The sequence below is a fragment of the Enterococcus sp. CSURQ0835 genome (genome assembly GCF_902706605.1).
Taxonomy (GTDB): domain Bacteria; phylum Bacillota; class Bacilli; order Lactobacillales; family Enterococcaceae; genus Enterococcus_A.
Genome location: NZ_CACSLH010000050.1, coordinates 1 through 14,803, shown reverse-complemented (window position 1 = coordinate 14,803; position 14,803 = coordinate 1). Strand labels below are relative to the sequence as shown.

Below are 14,803 nucleotides of genomic sequence, written 5' to 3'. Positions count from 1 at the left end.
GGCCCACTAGAATGCTTGAACAACCATATCAAGGTATTAAAACGTGTCGCCTATGGTTTCAGAAACTTCTATAATTTCAGAGAACGAATCTTTTTATACAGAGGAAAGTATTTTAGAAAACTAAAACTAACGACAAACAAACGGCTAGACAGAAGAGCTGCCTAGCCGCTTGTAATATTCTACTGATTTCACTCTACCAACACTAGTTGACAAAGAGCCAAAAAAGAGCAAGCCGCAGCTTACTCTTCATCATCGTCGTCATCATCAAATTCGTCGTCATCGTCATCGATTACGCTCAAATCGTCTTCGATACTGCCAGGAACGACTGCTTCATCATCTTCATTGTCGTCGTCGGCTCCGATCTCTTGCAGATCCGTGTTGTAAGCTGCGATTTCATCATCGTCATCATCGTCGTCGATGTCATCGTCATCCTCATCATCCACTAGATCAGCATCTTCTGGATCATCATCATTATAATCGATCGCATCTTCGTCGTCATTAATGAACGCGTTGACTTTTTTGCGTTTTTTCCGGCGTGGATGTTCTTCGTCTTCGTCGTCTAAGCCATGGTTGACTTCTTCATCGATGGAATCGATCGCATACCATGAACGCAACCCCCAACGATTGTCTCCTAATGAGATAAAACTGCCATCAATATTTAAATCTGTATAAAATTGGGCTAATGCATCACGAATCTCGCTGTCTGATTTGCCAAGGTAATTTTGGATCTGATTGACTAAATCAGAAAAATCCATGACCTCGCCATGTTCTTCCAGGATTGCGTGTGCCACTTCAATCATTGATAATTCTTCTTTTTTCAAACCATCAAAAATACTCAGTTTCAAGTACGACACGTCCTTTCAAAGTCTACTCCTTATCATACAAAAACCAAAGCTAAAAAGCAAACCTTTCTTTGCTTAATTTTTAAGCAGTGAATTCCAAATACAACTTATAATCGCCAACTCTTTCCCCACCCATCGCTAACATATAATCGATCGTGATCGTACCAGAAAATGGTCGGTCTTTCAAACTGACGTGTAAATTGTTCGTATACGTCGTAACTAGAAACATCCCGTAAGGCGTCTTATAACTTGTCTCGACTGATTTTTTGTACGCAAAGCGCATCCGCATCCGCGCTGCTCCGGAACGAATCAGTTGGATCTGAGAGTCGGGTGTGATCTTCATCGTGACGGGAAACTCTTGACCGTCAGGCTGAACTTCTTTATACCGAATATAAAGCGTTCCATTCATTTGAACGACTTGGCCATCCAAATCAAAAACGAAATCTTCCGTTTCATTTTTTTGCGTGACTTTCGTTTGTAATTTTATTTTAACTGGGATTCCTGCTGATACATTATTCAAAATTATTCGCCCCTTTCAAATTTCATTTTTGACGCTTTTGTTTTTTTTGTCAACTAGTTACAATTAGAAAGCACCTCGTTATCGTAAAACTTAGATTTTGTTTATAATAGAGTTACCGATTGAAAGGAAGAAACTATGAACGCTTTATTGATCGATCAAATGATTTTATCCAACCAACAACTCTTCAGTCCATTTGCGCTAACTGATGTCTTAAGTGAGTTTGCTGGTGACAATGACCAAGAATTGATCCACTTTTGGCAACTTGAACAAACCTTTATCTTAGGAATGAAAGATGCACGGGTTCCTGATCTAAGTGCGGGCTTGCTGACAGTGCAACAAAAAGCCTATCAGCCGATCTTGCGTAACGCAGGTGGGTTAGGTGTTGTCAGTGATAAAGGCATCTTAAACGTCTCACTGATCGTTCCGAATCATGGGCTGTCCATTGATGCCGGGTATGAAAAAATGGTCGCTTGGTTACGCGCGACTTGGCCAGAGCTTACCATTGAAGCTGGCGAGATCGCAACGTCTTATTGCCCAGGAAAATACGATCTAGCTGTTGCGGGCAAAAAAATCGCTGGGATCGCGCAACGTCGAGTAAAAAATGGCGCAGCGATCATGCTCTATTTGAGTGTCAATGGTGATCAAAGAAAACGCGGTGAACTCGTCCGAACATTTTATGAACAGAGTCAAGCCGATACAAAAAAGATTTATCCTGCAGTCGATCCGTCCAGCATGGCGACGCTGAGTCAATTGCTAGGTCGCTCGTTGTCCATTGCTGAAGCAAAGCAACAGCTACTAGCTACTCGAGACGTTCATGATCAAAGTCAAAAAGTCGAGCTCTTTTTTGAAACGCCAGATTATCAGCAGCGCTTAAAAAATATGGTGGCTCGCAATCAGATCATAAAGGAGCATCTACATGACGAGTTATAAATATCAAATGCTGGCGATCGAAAAAGTTTTTCGCGACCCAGTCCATAATTATATCCATGTCCAGCATCAAGTCATTTTAGACTTGATCAATTCCCGTGAAGTCCAACGGTTGCGTCGGATCAAACAATTAGGTACCTCGTCTTACACATTTCACGGAGCCGAACACAGCCGCTTTGCTCATTCACTGGGTGTCTATGAGATCACGCGTCAAATTTGCGATATTTTCAAACGAAATTATTCAAAAGAAAAAATCGGTGCCGCCGGTTGGGACGATCATGAACGGTTAGTCGCTTTGTGTGCCGCTTTGTTACACGATGTAGGTCATGGCCCATATTCCCATACATTCGAACACATTTTTCAAACGGATCATGAAGCACTGACGGTGGCGATCATCACGTCTCCAGAAACGGAAGTCTTTCAAATTTTAAACAATGTTGAGGTGGGTTTTCCCGAAAAAGTTGCTAGTGTGATCACGAAAACTTATCCGAATCCTCAAGTCGTCCAAATGATCTCCAGTCAGATCGATGCTGATCGGATGGATTATTTATTACGAGATGCTTATTTTACCGGTACAGAGTATGGTACCTTTGACCTGACGCGGATCTTGCGGGTCATTCGACCTTATGAAGGCGGGATCACGTTTTCAATGAGCGGGATGCACGCTGTTGAAGATTACGTCGTCAGTCGCTATCAGATGTATGTGCAAGTTTATTTTCATCCGGTCTCACGCGGGATGGAAGTCGTCTTGGAACATCTGCTGGATCGAGCTCATGAGTTGAATCAAGTCGAACCTGAAATGTTTGCGACGCACTCACAATTTCTCGTTCCTTTTTTGAAACAAGACTTCACTTTGAATGATTATTTGAAATTAGATGATGGCGTCTTGAACACTTATTTTGCTCAATGGCGAGAAGAAAAAGATGTGATCTTAAGTGACTTAGCACAACGTTTCTTAGATCGCAAGCCGCTTAAATCCATTATGATCGATTCTAAAGCGGATCCTTTACTGATCACGATGCGAGAATTAGTGGAAAAAGTCGGCTTCAATCCCAAATACTATACCGCACTAAATTCCAGTTATGATCTGCCTTATGATTTTTATCGGCCTGAACAAGGACGTCACCGAACGCAAATCGAACTGATCCAAAAAGATGGCAGCTTAGTTGAACTTTCAAAAGTCAGTCAACTAGTCGCCGCACTAGCCGGACAAGGTCAAGGCGATGCTCGTTTTTACTATCCAAAAGAAATGACACAAGCCACGTCTCATGATTCATTATTCGCTGAGTTTTACGAAGCTTTTGCCCGTCATGTTCGAAACGGAAAATTAGTCCCATAAAAACAAACCGCAGTCGACTAATCGTCAGCTGCGGTTTGTTTGAGCCACTCTTTAACGGCCCATTGATGGCTGCCGCGTTTTAATTTTTCGATCCCGATTTGTGGTGTCACCCAGCTACTGCGGTTGCCTGCCTCAGTGGGTGCCGAAACTTTTTGCCAGCTGGTCACTTGATAAAAATAGCCTGGGTTGTAAAAATAAGTGTCACGGTGGCGCGAGAAAAAATATTCATCCGCTTGACCTAAATACTTGCCCAAGGTAACAGTGAACCCGAGCTCTTCCATCATCTCCCGCTCGATTGCAGCTTCTTTTGTCTCTGTGCCTTCGATCTCGCCGCCAGGTAAAAAATAGGCACCATTTGGAGCTTGGACCAAAGCAATCTCACCGTGTTCATTTTCCAGCACGACATACGCTGCATAGCGTGCTTGATACTTTTGATTTTCTATGCGTTGTCCGAAAGTTGGGACTGTCATTTTTCTAACCTCGCCTTTAGTTGTTTAGTTATCAGTGTACATTAAAAAAATCTCATAAACAACTAATTGTTCAAAAAATAGGAAGAAATTTTACAGTATGTTATCATAAAGATAGTTTTTTTAGAAAGGATGATCGTTATGAAAATGGCACATACTTGTGTGCGAGTCAAAGATTTAACTGCCTCACTCGACTTTTATCAAAAAGCATTCGGTTTGGTAGAAAAAAGTCGCCGGGATTTTCCCGATGCGCAATTCACGTTAGTCTACTTGAGTTTACCTGGAGACGATTACGAATTAGAATTGACGTATAATTATGATCACGAAGCGTATGACCTTGGAAATGGCTACGGTCATATCGCGATCAAAGCCGATGACTTAGAAAAATTACACAGTCAACAACAAGCGGCTGGTTTTTCAGTTACAGAGTTAAAAGGTCTGCCGGGTGAAGAGGCACATTATTATTTCATCACTGATCCCGATGGTTACAAGATCGAAGTCATTCGTTAAATCATTTTTAACGCTTAAAAGCGAACCTGCTCAGCTGTCCATGACAGCAAAAGCAGGTTCGCTTTTAGTTGTGTGACCGATCTTAAAATTTAAACTTGAAGTCCGGTGAAGTGCTTTAGCCGATGATCACACTTTCTTCAGGATATTTGTAATGAGCTAGTTGTTTCGTTTTTGCGCCATGCATCGTAAGTGAGAAGCCCACCGTCAACACACCGACCCGGCCGATATACATCAAGCCGATGATCAGTAATTTCCCAGCTACCGACAAATTCGGAGTCAACCCAGCGGTCAACCCCACTGTCCCAAATGCTGAAAAGACTTCAAACATGATGTATTCGATCCCAGAAGTTCGCGGGATGATCTCGGTGATCGACAAGACCATGATCATCGCGACACACAACGTCAACGAAATAAAAAACAACGTCAAGGCACGGTAAACCGCAGCCGGTCGAATCGTCCGCTCACTAAACTCCGCATGCTGACGACCTTTTAACATCGAAACCGCTTGGATCAACAATACACCTAGTGTTGTCGTCTTCAAACCGCCCGCTGTTGAGCCGGACGTCCCGCCGACAAACATCAAAATACACGTCAGCAAAAGTCCCGCTTGACTCATCATGCCATAATCAACTGAAAAATAACCGGCAGTTCGAGCCGTCACAGACATGAAAAAACAGTTGACGAATTTTTCGAATGTCGTACTGTGGGGAGCTAAGTATTGCGCATTTTTTTCCGTCAAGACAAATAAGACCGTTCCCCCGACTAAGAGGATCGTTGTGATCAAAAGCGCAACTTGACTATGCAAAGTCAACTTGCGTTTTTGCGGATAATATAAAATATCTCGCCAAACGATAAAACCCAGGCCACCTGCAATGATCAAGCCTGAGATCACGAGTAAAACATACGGATCAGATTGGTAGCTCACTAAACTGTCCCCAAACAAATCAAAGCCTGCATTGCAAAAAGCCGAGATCGAATGAAAAATCGCATACCAAAACCCTTTCGCAAATCCATAGCGTGGAACAAATGAAAATGCCAATAAGATCATACCGATCACTTGGATCGCAACGGCAAAGCGAATGATGTATAGCATCAGCTTCATGACCCCAGACATCTCACCGACATTCAACGCTTCTTGCAAGACGACTCGCGTTTTGAGCCCGACTTTTTTGCGAAACAGCGTAAAAAATAAAATCGGTAAGATCATAAAGCCTAAGCCGCCGATCTCGATCAAGACTAAGATCAGCAGCTGGCCCCAAAAATTCCAATGTGCAAGTGTCGTCACGGTCGTTAAGCCCGTCACACACACTGCAGAAGTCGCCGTAAAAAGTGCATCGATAAACGGCGTGATCTGCCCATCACGACTAAAAACGGGTAAGGTCAAAAGGCCGCCACCTACTACGATCAAAAATGCAAAACCCAACGCTAAAAATTGGATCGCTCGGATCTGTGGAAGTCTGACTTTTTTCTTTTTAAATTTACTAAGCACCATGTTACTGACCGCTACCCATATTTTTGACTTTGATCATCCGCGTGACCTCCGAACGCTCATTTTCTTCCAACTTCATTTGAATAAAATAGATCGTCTCTTCTAGTTGCGGAATCGTCAGATATTCTAACGCATTGACTCTACGCCGAGTTTTTTCGATCTCGATCGCCATTTTTTGACACGTTTTTTCAATCTCAGTGAGTTCTAGTAACTGCGGCAAAATTTTAGTAAAGCGTGCGACCGATTGATCCAACTCTTCATTTGAATTTAAGAAACCATATTCTAACGGATCAGCTGTCAAATCTGCTTGATGCTGAAAATTCATCACTGGCACTTTGACACTCATGATATCTTTTTCGATCACATCGACGGTTACTTTTTCTTTTGGCACAGCTAAGAGCTCATCGATAAATTTTTCATTCAACATCGCATCAGCTAATGCAAAGTCTTGCATGGCTCGAGTCAATTCTTTTTCCAATTCGTCGCGCATACGATCATTTTTTTTGATCAATTGGATAAAGCGCCGCATCAATTCATCTTGTTTGTCTTTCAACAATTTATGTCCGCGAGTGGCGGTGCTCAATTGTTTTTTCAACCGCGTAAGTTCCATCCGGGTTGGATTGACATTCAGTCGTGCCATTACGCATCGCCCCGTTTTCCTAAATACTCATCGATCATCTCATCTTTGATTCGTTTCAATTCCGTCCGCGGTAGCATCGAAAGTAGATCCCAACCAAGATCCAATGTCTCATCGATCGAACGGTTCGTATAATACCCTTGATTGACGTATTCATTTTCAAAACGATCCGTGAACTGAGCATAGATCTTATCCGTATCAGAAAGTGCCGAATCCCCTAACACGACTGCCAATTCTTTGGCTTGTTTTCCTTGGGCGTAAGCTGAGAACAACTGGTTCATGGTTGCCGCATGATCTTTACGCGTCTTCCCTTCACCAGTTCCTTTATCTTTTAGTCGAGACAATGACGGTAACACATCGATGGGTGGTTTGATCCCATTTTTATAAAGGTCCCGCGACAAAATGATCTGGCCTTCTGTAATATAACCGGTTAAGTCAGGAATCGGATGCGTCTTATCATCTTCTGGCATCGTCAAGATCGGAATCTGCGTCACCGAACCTTTCAAGCCACGGATCCGACCTGCTCGTTCATACAATGTCGCTAAATTCGTATACAAGTATCCTGGATACCCACGGCGACCTGGAACTTCACGGCGCGCAGCAGAGATTTCCCGCAGCGCTTCACAATAGTTCGTCATATCCGTCATGATCACTAAGACGTGCATCCCTTTTTCATAAGCTAAATATTCCGCAGCAGTCAGCGCCATCCGCGGCGTAGCGATCCGTTCAATCGCCGGATCATTCGCTAAATTCATAAAGACCACCGCACGATCGATGGCGCCCGTTTTCCGAAAGTCTTCCATGAAAAATTCGGCTTCTTCAAACGTGATCCCGATACCGGCAAAGACCACGGCAAAATCATCATCTGCATTTAAAACGGTTGCTTGACGCGCGATCTGAGCCGCCAATTCTTTATGCGGCAAACCAGAACCAGAAAAAACTGGTAATTTTTGTCCTCGGACCAATGTATTCAAATGATCGATCGCTGAGATCCCAGTCTGGATAAATTCATCAGGATAATCACGCGAAACCGGATTGATGACTTCACCATTGATATCGATTTTTTTCTCTGCTAAGATCTCAGGGCCATTATCTTTTGGCCGACCCAAACCATCAAACACGCGACCGATCATATCTTCAGACACACCAAGTTCTAACGGATGACCTAAAAAGCGCGCAGTTGATTCTTTTAAATTGATACCGCTAGTCCCTTCAAAAATCTGCACTAATGCTTTATCTTCTTGGACTTCCAATACTTGGCCGCGACGCAACTCGCCATTACTCAGCCGAACTTCCAGCAGCTCTTCATATTTGATCCCAGAAACTTGGTCGACTGCCATCAAAGGGCCGACCACTTCGGAAATCGTCTTGTATTCTTTAATCATCGGTCATCCCTCCTTCGGCTAAAATTTGTTGAAGCGTTTGTTTGATCTCGCTTTGGATCTGATCGAGTTTAGTGAGTTCGGTCTCAGGAACATATTTGCTCCGTGCGATTCGATCACGTAACGCAACTGTCCCATTCATGATTTCTTTTAAATAGGCGCCTAATTCTAACGCCCGTTGACCTTCAACGTTAAAGGTCAAAATATTATCCAGCATCTTGAATTGTTTAGAGCGTGAAGTGAACGTATCGACATCATCAAACGCATTTTGCTGCAAGTAATCTTCTCGGATCTGTTTAGCCGTTTCCAAGGTCAGACGATCCTTTTCGGAAAGTGAATCGATCCCGACTAATCGGACGATCTCGCTTAATTGTGATTCAGCTTGTAAAATCTGCATCCCCCGTGTCACCATGTCTGCCCAATCCGCTTGCAACTCACGATCTAAATACTCACCCACTTCGCTTGAGTAAAGTGAATAGCTAGACAACCAATCGATCGATGGAAAATGACGTTGTTGTGCCAAGGTAGCACTTAAGCCCCAAAAAACTTTCACGACGCGTAACGTATTTTGTGTCACTGGTTCTGAAGTATCTCCGCCAGAAGGTGAGACCGCACTGATCGCGGTGATCGAACCTTCTCGTTCACCCAACGTGCGTACTCGGCCTGCTCGCTCATAATATTCAGCGAGTCGACTCCCTAAATAAGCTGGGTAACCTTCATCCCCAGGCATTTCTTCCAAACGGCCACTCATCTCGCGCAACGCTTCGGCCCAACGTGAAGTCGAATCGGCCATGATCGCGATATTGTAACCCATATCCCGAAAATATTCCGCAATCGTAATTCCCGTATAGATCGAAGCTTCTCGAGCGGCTACGGGCATGTTGGACGTGTTGGCGATCAAGATCGTTCGCTCCATCAATGACTCACCCGTCTTTGGATCGATCAATTCAGGAAATTCATTCAACACATCAGTCATCTCATTGCCTCGTTCGCCACAGCCGACATAAACAACTAGATCGACATCGGCCCATTTCGCGATTTGGTGTTGGACGACAGTTTTCCCGGCACCAAACGGACCAGGAACAGCAGCCGCACCACCTTTTACGACCGGGAAAAAGGTATCGATCACGCGTTGTCCCGTGATCATCGGGGCTTCTGGACTGAGTTTTTCTTTAACTGGTCGCCCGCGTCGGACTGGCCATTTTTGAAGCATCGTAAATTCTCGCAGACCCTCGGCAGTTTCTAAAGTGTAGACGACTTCATCTAAATTAAAACTACCTGAAGTGATCTTTTTGACCGTCCCGGTGATTTGAGGCGGTACCATGATCTTGTGGGTGATCAATTTTGTTTCTTGGACTGTTCCGACAACATCGCCTGCTGAAACTTCATCGCCGACTTCAACTGCGGCTTCAAACCACCATTTTTTTTCATGATCCAATGCCGGCAATTGAACGCCTCGCGCTAAAAAGTTGCTCTTAGTCAAGGCCTTGAATGAATCGAGCGGCCGCTGGATCCCATCAAACATCTGCGCGATGATCCCGGGACCTAGTTCAACAGATAGCGCTTCACCAGTAGTTTTCACTGGTTCACCTGGTCCGATACCAGACGTCTCTTCATAAACTTGGATCGACGCGACATCGCCGCGCATCTCGATGATCTCACCGATCACACCGATCTCACCGACATAACAGATATCTTGGATCGCGGATTCCGCCATCTTTTCTGCCATGACTAAAGGACCTGATACTTTAATAATTCTTCCTTCTTGCAAATCGATTGCTCCTTTTCTCGTCTTACAAAATATTTTGTCCGACCGCTTTTTCCACTTGTTCTTGGATCATTTGTTTCCCGATCCCCAACGTTCCAGCATGACTTGGAATCAACACGATCGCTGGTGTCATCGCTTCTTGATAACGTTTCAATGTCTCTGGTACCAACTCAGCGTACTCTTCCGTGAGATAGATGATCCCATAATCAGTTTTTGCTAATTCAGCGATCGTTTGGCGGATAGTGCCAGCTTCTTTTTTTGTAAAGATCGTAAAGCCGAACAGTTTAAACGGCAAAACAGAATCTTTATCGCCGATCGCTGCGATTTTATGTGTCATAACTTTGCCGCATCCTTTCCCGTAATCTTTCTGGCGCTAGTCCGATCCGTTTTCCAACGGTGATCAAACGTAGATTTTTGATCTCATTATCTTGAGCGTTCAAATACGCTAACAGCGGCAATGGTCCGAATGCTTGGACTTGAGCTGCTTCAAATAATTGAGTCAAATGATCATCTCGAACTTTTTCTAATAGCGCTAAATCAAGATCACCTGTCGTGATAGCTGGTGCAATGATCTCTCCGTAAGGTGTCGTCAAAACGAACGTACTGAAAGCTTCCAATGGTTCTTCGGCATAGTCTAATAATTCAGCTTTTGCCAATGTCCCACTACTGGATAAAACAGTCGACATAAAGGCCCGGCTGCGTTTTTGTTTGATCCCGCGCCCTAACATGATCACGTTGGTCAAATCGATAAAACTAGCCACTTCAGCTGCAAGTTCAGGATACCCTAATGCATCACTGACTTGTTTTTGACAACGTAAAAAGGTCCGATCATAAATGATATCGATTCCTTGTAATTGATCTGACTCTTCAAAATGTTCTTTGACTTCTTGGATGCTAGTCAAAATGCTTTCCGGCAAGCCACTGCCTTGACCAGTCTTAACAGCACTTTTGATTTGTTCCAATGAATAGAAACCATCGGGAATAAATAATTCGTCAAAGGTTTCATTCAACAGTTCAGCTTTGGTCAACGCCTTTAAATTATGAAAAGTAAAACGCATCGTGTAGATCCAGACCACTTCTGGTTCTGGTGCGAGTGTCACTAATTCAGCAATCGTGTGTTCTTGCTTTTTAGCCAAAGCAGCTTCGAAATCTTCTGCAAAGTCAGCCGTCAAAAATTCTCCATACACAGTCGGCTGCAACAATTCTTTTACTTCTTTCAAATCACGAGCGTTAATCAGGCGCTCCCACATTTCTGCTGGAAGCAGCTCCATTTCTTTTAGTCGGATCAATGGATTCAACTCATGGTAACTAAATGATTTCATCACCTGCTCCTCCTAATCGAAAAATCGTTGGGCTAGTTCGAATGCAGCATCGGTTTTTAAATCTTGAATCAAATTTTGATATAAAAAGTTATACTGTACCCCACCAGCACTTAAGACAAATCCCGCTTGACCGGCGATCGTCTCTGGTGCTAACGTCAATTGAAACGGAACGAGTTGGGCCGTTTGTGCTAACCACGTTTGAGTAAAGATCGTTTGTGATTTTTCACCGCTTGTAAATGTCAAATTCCCAGACACCGTTAATTGTTGGAGTGCTTTTTGGGCAAAGATTTGTTGCTCTGTAGCACTCCAATTTTCCATTTCTTTTTGCGCATCGACGAACAATAATTCTAAAAATTGTTGTTTTTGTTTCAACGTCTTTTGTTTCGTATCGACTTGTTGCCGATTGTGTTGTTGTTTGTATTTTTGTTCTAATGCTTTTAGTTGCTGTTGTTCCTTTTTTTGAAATTCTTGTTCTAATCGCTCACTGCGAATTTTGAAATCTGCTTCGAGCTTAGTTGTTTCAGTCGCCTTTAGCGCTTCACGCTCAGCCTTAGCATCCGCATTGATTTGGCTGATGATTTTTTCAATCGCATCCATCTGATCGACTCCTTACACTTGGCCGACTAATAAGAACGAAATAACAAATCCTAAGATCGCATACGTTTCGACCATTGCGGAGAAAATGATCCCTTTAGTCGCATGTTCAGGTTTTTTTGCTAAGATCTGGATACCAGCTGCTGCAACTTTCCCTTGGGCGATCCCTGAAAACAATCCAGTAAAAGCGATCGGCAATGAAGCGCCTAAGTACCCTAAACCTTGAACGACTGAAAGATCATTCGTCAAATTCGTAAAGATCAAAAAGGCGATTACAAATCCATATAAACCTTGTGTCCCCGGTAGCAATTGCAAGATCAGTGCTTGACCAAATTTTTCTGGCTGACTCGTAGTCAGTGCGGCTGCGGCTTCCCCGGTCATCCCGACACCTTTAGACGAGCCGATCCCTGAAAAGATCGTCGCAGTCGCCATTCCTAAAATCGCAAAAATAATTCCGCCGTGGTCGTTGATCAAATAATTCATCATGTGTGTTTTCCTCCAGTATTTCGTTCTTCGATATTCAAATATTTTTCTTCTGTTTTCAAAGGTGCGAACGGTTTGCCGCCCCCTTCATAAAATTTGCCGAAAAATTCGACGTACTGCAGCCGCGCACCATGCACATAAGCTGACAGTAAGGATAAAAAGATATTTAAGCCATGTAACGCAAGCATCAAGAAGATCCCAACGGTAAAACGAGCAACAGGTGGCATAAAGCCAACTAGCATATTAAACGCCGCTGCGATACTTCCCCCAGAGATTCCTAATGCCATCAGCCGAGTATAACTAACTAAATCCCCGATATAACCAGTGATGCCATATAAACTGTAGGCCCCTTTAGCTAACCCTTTGACTTTAGACGCTGACTGCACCATCGGGATGATGACGATCGCTACTGCACTGATGATCGCAACGATCACGCCCAATGAAAACAATGCCGCTTGTTGTAAAAGTAAACGGCCAACTAATGCCAACACTAAGCCGACTAAAATCCCTTGCCACGCAAAACCGTCCGAAACAGCTTGCAAATAATTTTTGGCTTTGATCTTTTCGCGCGCAGCCAAACCTAAGCCGACAAAAATTTGGATCAGACCGAACACGATCGATAAAATCAAAATCGCAATCACATCTTTACTGGTAGAAAGTACCGGTTGATAAGGTAACGCAAAGCCAAAGTATGAATCATACAAGATGCCCCAAATAATCGTGGGAATCGCTAAGATCTTGAAAAAGTCCACGAAACGTTTCGTACTGCGTGGCAAGATCTTCAATTTATCGATGAGCAAAGTTGCCACTAACATCAAAGTGCCATACCCGGCATCTGCCACCATCATCCCAAAAAAGACTAAGTAAAACGGCATGAACCACGGTGTCGGATCGACTTCTTCATATTTAGGTAAGCTGTACATCTCCGTCAACATCTCAAATGGTTTCACTAGCGGATGGTTGTTCAACTTCGTGGGCACTTCCGCCGCGATTTCTGCTTTTGTTGGCTCGCTGACTTCTAAATAAATATCACTCGGCTCTAAATAATGAGCTAGCGTTTGTTTGAAAGCGGTCAGTTCATTTTCGGCGATCCACCCTTGAATGGTCACCACGCGCCCAGCTTTGACGTACCGATCCGCCACTTGCAATCGATTGCGTTGCGCCAATAATTGTTCTTCGGCCCACTCTAATTTTTCAACGATGATCCGTTTTTGACCAATCAACAGCGCCAATTTTTTTTGCGCTTGATGATTTGCTTTCAATGCTTGCTGGACTGATTTTAATTCTGCTCCCGGCAGTGCAGGATACGGATAAACAAATGCGACCGCACCAAAACGTTGCAAAATTTCGTTCACTTGACTCGTTGCAGCCTTTAAAAACAAATAGCTAAAATTAGTGATCTTATCGTCACTATAAATTTCTTCCACGTGACTACCACTAGCGACTAATGCTTGGCGTAATGTTTCCCAAGCGGTCATATCACACGTCGCCAACTGCCAATCACTCGTTTTCAACTGTTGGGTCGGTAAAACATCCAGTTGTTGCCACTGGATCAGCAACTGTTCTTTTTCGGTGAGCTCGGTTTCTTGACTGTTTAAAGTAGTAAACTGTTCTTGTAATGCTTCGACAGCCTGAAGTTCAGCTTCTAACTCATCCGGAGTCACTCGCTGTTCTAATTCTTTTAACGAAAGTTTTTGGCGATTCAAATGCAAGCCCTTTTCTTTAGTACTCCCATAATGGGCGATAAATTGCGTGCTAGCATTGATGCGTTCGATCATCTTCGTCAAATGTTGACTTTCTGTTTGAGCTGTCTGCGGTTTCGTTTCCGGAAAATATTTTTTCACCCAGGCATTGTTGGCACTTTCGGTGAACACGTCACGTAATTGGACTCCTTGAAAACTTTGGATCCCCCGCAAAAGTTGCTCACTATTTTTCTGCTCGGCGATGATGGTCAGCTTGTGCATTTTGCTAACTGCCATAACGAGCCCTCACTTTGTCTAAGATCACAGTTACTGCGGCTTGTTTGATCTGTTCATAATTTTTTTGCAGCGCCGCTTGTGACTGATTCATTTTTTCTGTTGCTTGCTGTTGTGCTTGAGACAGTTCTTTTTGATAATCCGTTTCTTTAGCAGTCAGTCGTTGTTGCAGTTGCTGCTGCAATTCTGTTTGGCGCGTGGTTAGCAGTGTCTCATTTTCCTGTTTCAATTCGGAAAGTTCAGCTAATAGCGCCGTTTTTAAATGTTCATTTTGCTTTTCAGCTGCTTGGATCTTTTCGAGTGCTTCGAGCATATTTCCCTCCTTAAACTAAAAAAAAGCATCGACTTCCGGACGTTCTTCTCACCCCTTGAAGAACACAATCCTTGAAGCCTACGCCCAACCATTGTTACTATATACAATCACTAGTGTTGCAAAGAACTTCAAATCATTAAAAGCATTGCTATAAAGCTATTCATGTACAAAAAAATCCTTTATACTGTTCTCGGATGACTTATCCAAGACCAATAAAAAGGACCTACGCATGGA

17 protein-coding genes and 1 other annotated feature are annotated in these 14,803 nt (G+C 43.5%); of the genes, 4 read left to right on the top strand and 13 right to left on the bottom strand.

What is annotated here, in order from left to right; translation table 11 throughout:
- A partial coding sequence (locus tag GVJ38_RS13620; RefSeq protein ID WP_200849518.1) for a transposase occupies window positions 1-165 on the top strand: 165 nt, incomplete at its 5' end.
- Window positions 166-239: 74 nt separating this feature from the next.
- Here the strand turns inward: GVJ38_RS13620 and rpoE are convergent.
- Together rpoE and GVJ38_RS13610 are read right to left on the bottom strand one after the other, a co-directional pair.
- Window positions 240-845, bottom strand: coding sequence for a DNA-directed RNA polymerase subunit delta (gene rpoE, locus GVJ38_RS13615; protein WP_159723749.1), 606 nt, complete (start codon window positions 843-845; stop codon window positions 240-242).
- A 79-nt stretch (window positions 846-924) separates the two neighbouring features.
- A complete protein-coding gene (locus GVJ38_RS13610) occupies window positions 925-1,362 on the bottom strand; it encodes a DUF1934 domain-containing protein (RefSeq protein WP_159723748.1) in 438 nt (145 codons plus the stop codon).
- 135 nt (window positions 1,363-1,497) lie between these two features.
- Here GVJ38_RS13610 and GVJ38_RS13605 point away from each other — a divergent pair, with 135 nt between their 5' ends.
- Window positions 1,498-2,292, top strand: a complete 795-nt coding sequence (locus GVJ38_RS13605; RefSeq protein ID WP_159723747.1) for a lipoate--protein ligase family protein — start codon at window positions 1,498-1,500, stop codon at window positions 2,290-2,292.
- Window positions 2,279-3,628 (top strand): HD domain-containing protein, encoded by a 1,350-nt coding sequence (locus tag GVJ38_RS13600; RefSeq protein ID WP_159723746.1) that lies wholly within the window; start codon window positions 2,279-2,281, stop codon window positions 3,626-3,628. The genes GVJ38_RS13605 and GVJ38_RS13600 overlap by 14 nt, the downstream gene beginning before the upstream one ends.
- A gap of 17 nt (window positions 3,629-3,645) precedes the next feature.
- On the opposite strand, the gene GVJ38_RS13595 is transcribed toward GVJ38_RS13600, so the two are convergent.
- The gene (locus GVJ38_RS13595) at window positions 3,646-4,098 is read right to left on the bottom strand and encodes an NUDIX hydrolase (RefSeq protein WP_159723745.1); all 453 of its coding nucleotides are present in this window, start codon (window positions 4,096-4,098) and stop codon (window positions 3,646-3,648) included.
- A 138-nt stretch (window positions 4,099-4,236) separates the two neighbouring features.
- On the opposite strand from GVJ38_RS13595, the gene gloA reads away from it, so the two are divergent.
- Window positions 4,237-4,605: a lactoylglutathione lyase gene (gene gloA / locus GVJ38_RS13590; protein WP_159723744.1), complete on the top strand. Its 369-nt coding sequence runs from the start codon at window positions 4,237-4,239 to the stop codon at window positions 4,603-4,605.
- Between the two features lie 115 nt (window positions 4,606-4,720).
- Here the strand turns inward: gloA and GVJ38_RS13585 are convergent, their stop codons facing one another.
- The 10 genes from GVJ38_RS13585 to GVJ38_RS13540 are packed head-to-tail and all read right to left on the bottom strand — an operon-like array spanning window position 4,721 to window position 14,569.
- Window positions 4,721-6,097: a TrkH family potassium uptake protein gene (locus tag GVJ38_RS13585; protein ID WP_159723743.1), complete on the bottom strand. Its 1,377-nt coding sequence runs from the start codon at window positions 6,095-6,097 to the stop codon at window positions 4,721-4,723.
- Between the two features lies 1 nt (window position 6,098).
- Complete coding sequence (locus tag GVJ38_RS13580; protein WP_159723742.1) at window positions 6,099-6,734, bottom strand: V-type ATP synthase subunit D; 636 nt, start codon at window positions 6,732-6,734, stop codon at window positions 6,099-6,101.
- Window positions 6,734-8,116 carry a V-type ATP synthase subunit B gene (locus GVJ38_RS13575; protein WP_159723741.1) on the bottom strand — a complete coding sequence of 461 codons (1,383 nt, stop codon included), beginning with the start codon at window positions 8,114-8,116 and terminating at the stop codon, window positions 6,734-6,736. Before GVJ38_RS13575 ends, GVJ38_RS13580 begins: the two co-directional genes overlap by 1 nt.
- Window positions 8,109-9,884: a V-type ATP synthase subunit A gene (locus GVJ38_RS13570; protein WP_159723740.1), complete on the bottom strand. Its 1,776-nt coding sequence runs from the start codon at window positions 9,882-9,884 to the stop codon at window positions 8,109-8,111. The genes GVJ38_RS13575 and GVJ38_RS13570 overlap by 8 nt, the downstream gene beginning before the upstream one ends.
- 22 nt (window positions 9,885-9,906) lie before the next feature.
- Window positions 9,907-10,218 carry a V-type ATP synthase subunit F gene (locus tag GVJ38_RS13565; protein WP_159723739.1) on the bottom strand — a complete coding sequence of 104 codons (312 nt, stop codon included), beginning with the start codon at window positions 10,216-10,218 and terminating at the stop codon, window positions 9,907-9,909.
- Complete coding sequence (locus GVJ38_RS13560; RefSeq protein WP_159723738.1) at window positions 10,208-11,203, bottom strand: V-type ATPase subunit; 996 nt, start codon at window positions 11,201-11,203, stop codon at window positions 10,208-10,210. Before GVJ38_RS13560 ends, GVJ38_RS13565 begins: the two co-directional genes overlap by 11 nt.
- Window positions 11,204-11,215: 12 nt before the next feature.
- Complete coding sequence (locus GVJ38_RS13555; protein ID WP_159723737.1) at window positions 11,216-11,800, bottom strand: hypothetical protein; 585 nt, start codon at window positions 11,798-11,800, stop codon at window positions 11,216-11,218.
- A gap of 12 nt (window positions 11,801-11,812) precedes the next feature.
- Window positions 11,813-12,283, bottom strand: coding sequence for a V-type ATP synthase subunit K (locus GVJ38_RS13550; protein WP_159723736.1), 471 nt, complete (start codon window positions 12,281-12,283; stop codon window positions 11,813-11,815).
- Entirely contained in the window at window positions 12,280-14,259 is a 1,980-nt protein-coding gene (locus GVJ38_RS13545; protein ID WP_159723735.1) for a V-type ATP synthase subunit I, read from the bottom strand. Before GVJ38_RS13545 ends, GVJ38_RS13550 begins: the two co-directional genes overlap by 4 nt.
- A complete protein-coding gene (locus tag GVJ38_RS13540; protein ID WP_159723734.1) occupies window positions 14,249-14,569 on the bottom strand; it encodes a hypothetical protein in 321 nt (106 codons plus the stop codon). The genes GVJ38_RS13545 and GVJ38_RS13540 overlap by 11 nt, the downstream gene beginning before the upstream one ends.
- Window positions 14,570-14,611: 42 nt before the next feature.
- Window positions 14,612-14,659: a sequence feature (sodium ion sensor (DUF1646 type); this cis-regulatory element may regulate processes involved in with the transportation of sodium ions), on the bottom strand.
- Window positions 14,660-14,803: the final 144 nt, after the last annotated feature.

Coding starts and splice junctions, on each gene's coding strand:
- GVJ38_RS13605 (WP_159723747.1), top strand. CDS start 1,498: ATGAACGCTTTATTGATCGATCAAATGATTTTATCCAACCAACAACTC.
- GVJ38_RS13600 (WP_159723746.1), top strand. CDS start 2,279: ATGACGAGTTATAAATATCAAATGCTGGCGATCGAAAAAGTTTTTCGC.
- GVJ38_RS13595 (WP_159723745.1), bottom strand. CDS start 4,098: ATGACAGTCCCAACTTTCGGACAACGCATAGAAAATCAAAAGTATCAA.
- gloA (WP_159723744.1), top strand. CDS start 4,237: ATGAAAATGGCACATACTTGTGTGCGAGTCAAAGATTTAACTGCCTCA.
- GVJ38_RS13585 (WP_159723743.1), bottom strand. CDS start 6,097: ATGGTGCTTAGTAAATTTAAAAAGAAAAAAGTCAGACTTCCACAGATC.
- GVJ38_RS13580 (WP_159723742.1), bottom strand. CDS start 6,734: ATGGCACGACTGAATGTCAATCCAACCCGGATGGAACTTACGCGGTTG.
- GVJ38_RS13575 (WP_159723741.1), bottom strand. CDS start 8,116: ATGATTAAAGAATACAAGACGATTTCCGAAGTGGTCGGCCCTTTGATG.
- GVJ38_RS13565 (WP_159723739.1), bottom strand. CDS start 10,218: ATGACACATAAAATCGCAGCGATCGGCGATAAAGATTCTGTTTTGCCG.
- GVJ38_RS13560 (WP_159723738.1), bottom strand. CDS start 11,203: ATGAAATCATTTAGTTACCATGAGTTGAATCCATTGATCCGACTAAAA.
- GVJ38_RS13555 (WP_159723737.1), bottom strand. CDS start 11,800: ATGGATGCGATTGAAAAAATCATCAGCCAAATCAATGCGGATGCTAAG.
- GVJ38_RS13550 (WP_159723736.1), bottom strand. CDS start 12,283: ATGATGAATTATTTGATCAACGACCACGGCGGAATTATTTTTGCGATT.
- GVJ38_RS13545 (WP_159723735.1), bottom strand. CDS start 14,259: ATGGCAGTTAGCAAAATGCACAAGCTGACCATCATCGCCGAGCAGAAA.
- GVJ38_RS13540 (WP_159723734.1), bottom strand. CDS start 14,569: ATGCTCGAAGCACTCGAAAAGATCCAAGCAGCTGAAAAGCAAAATGAA.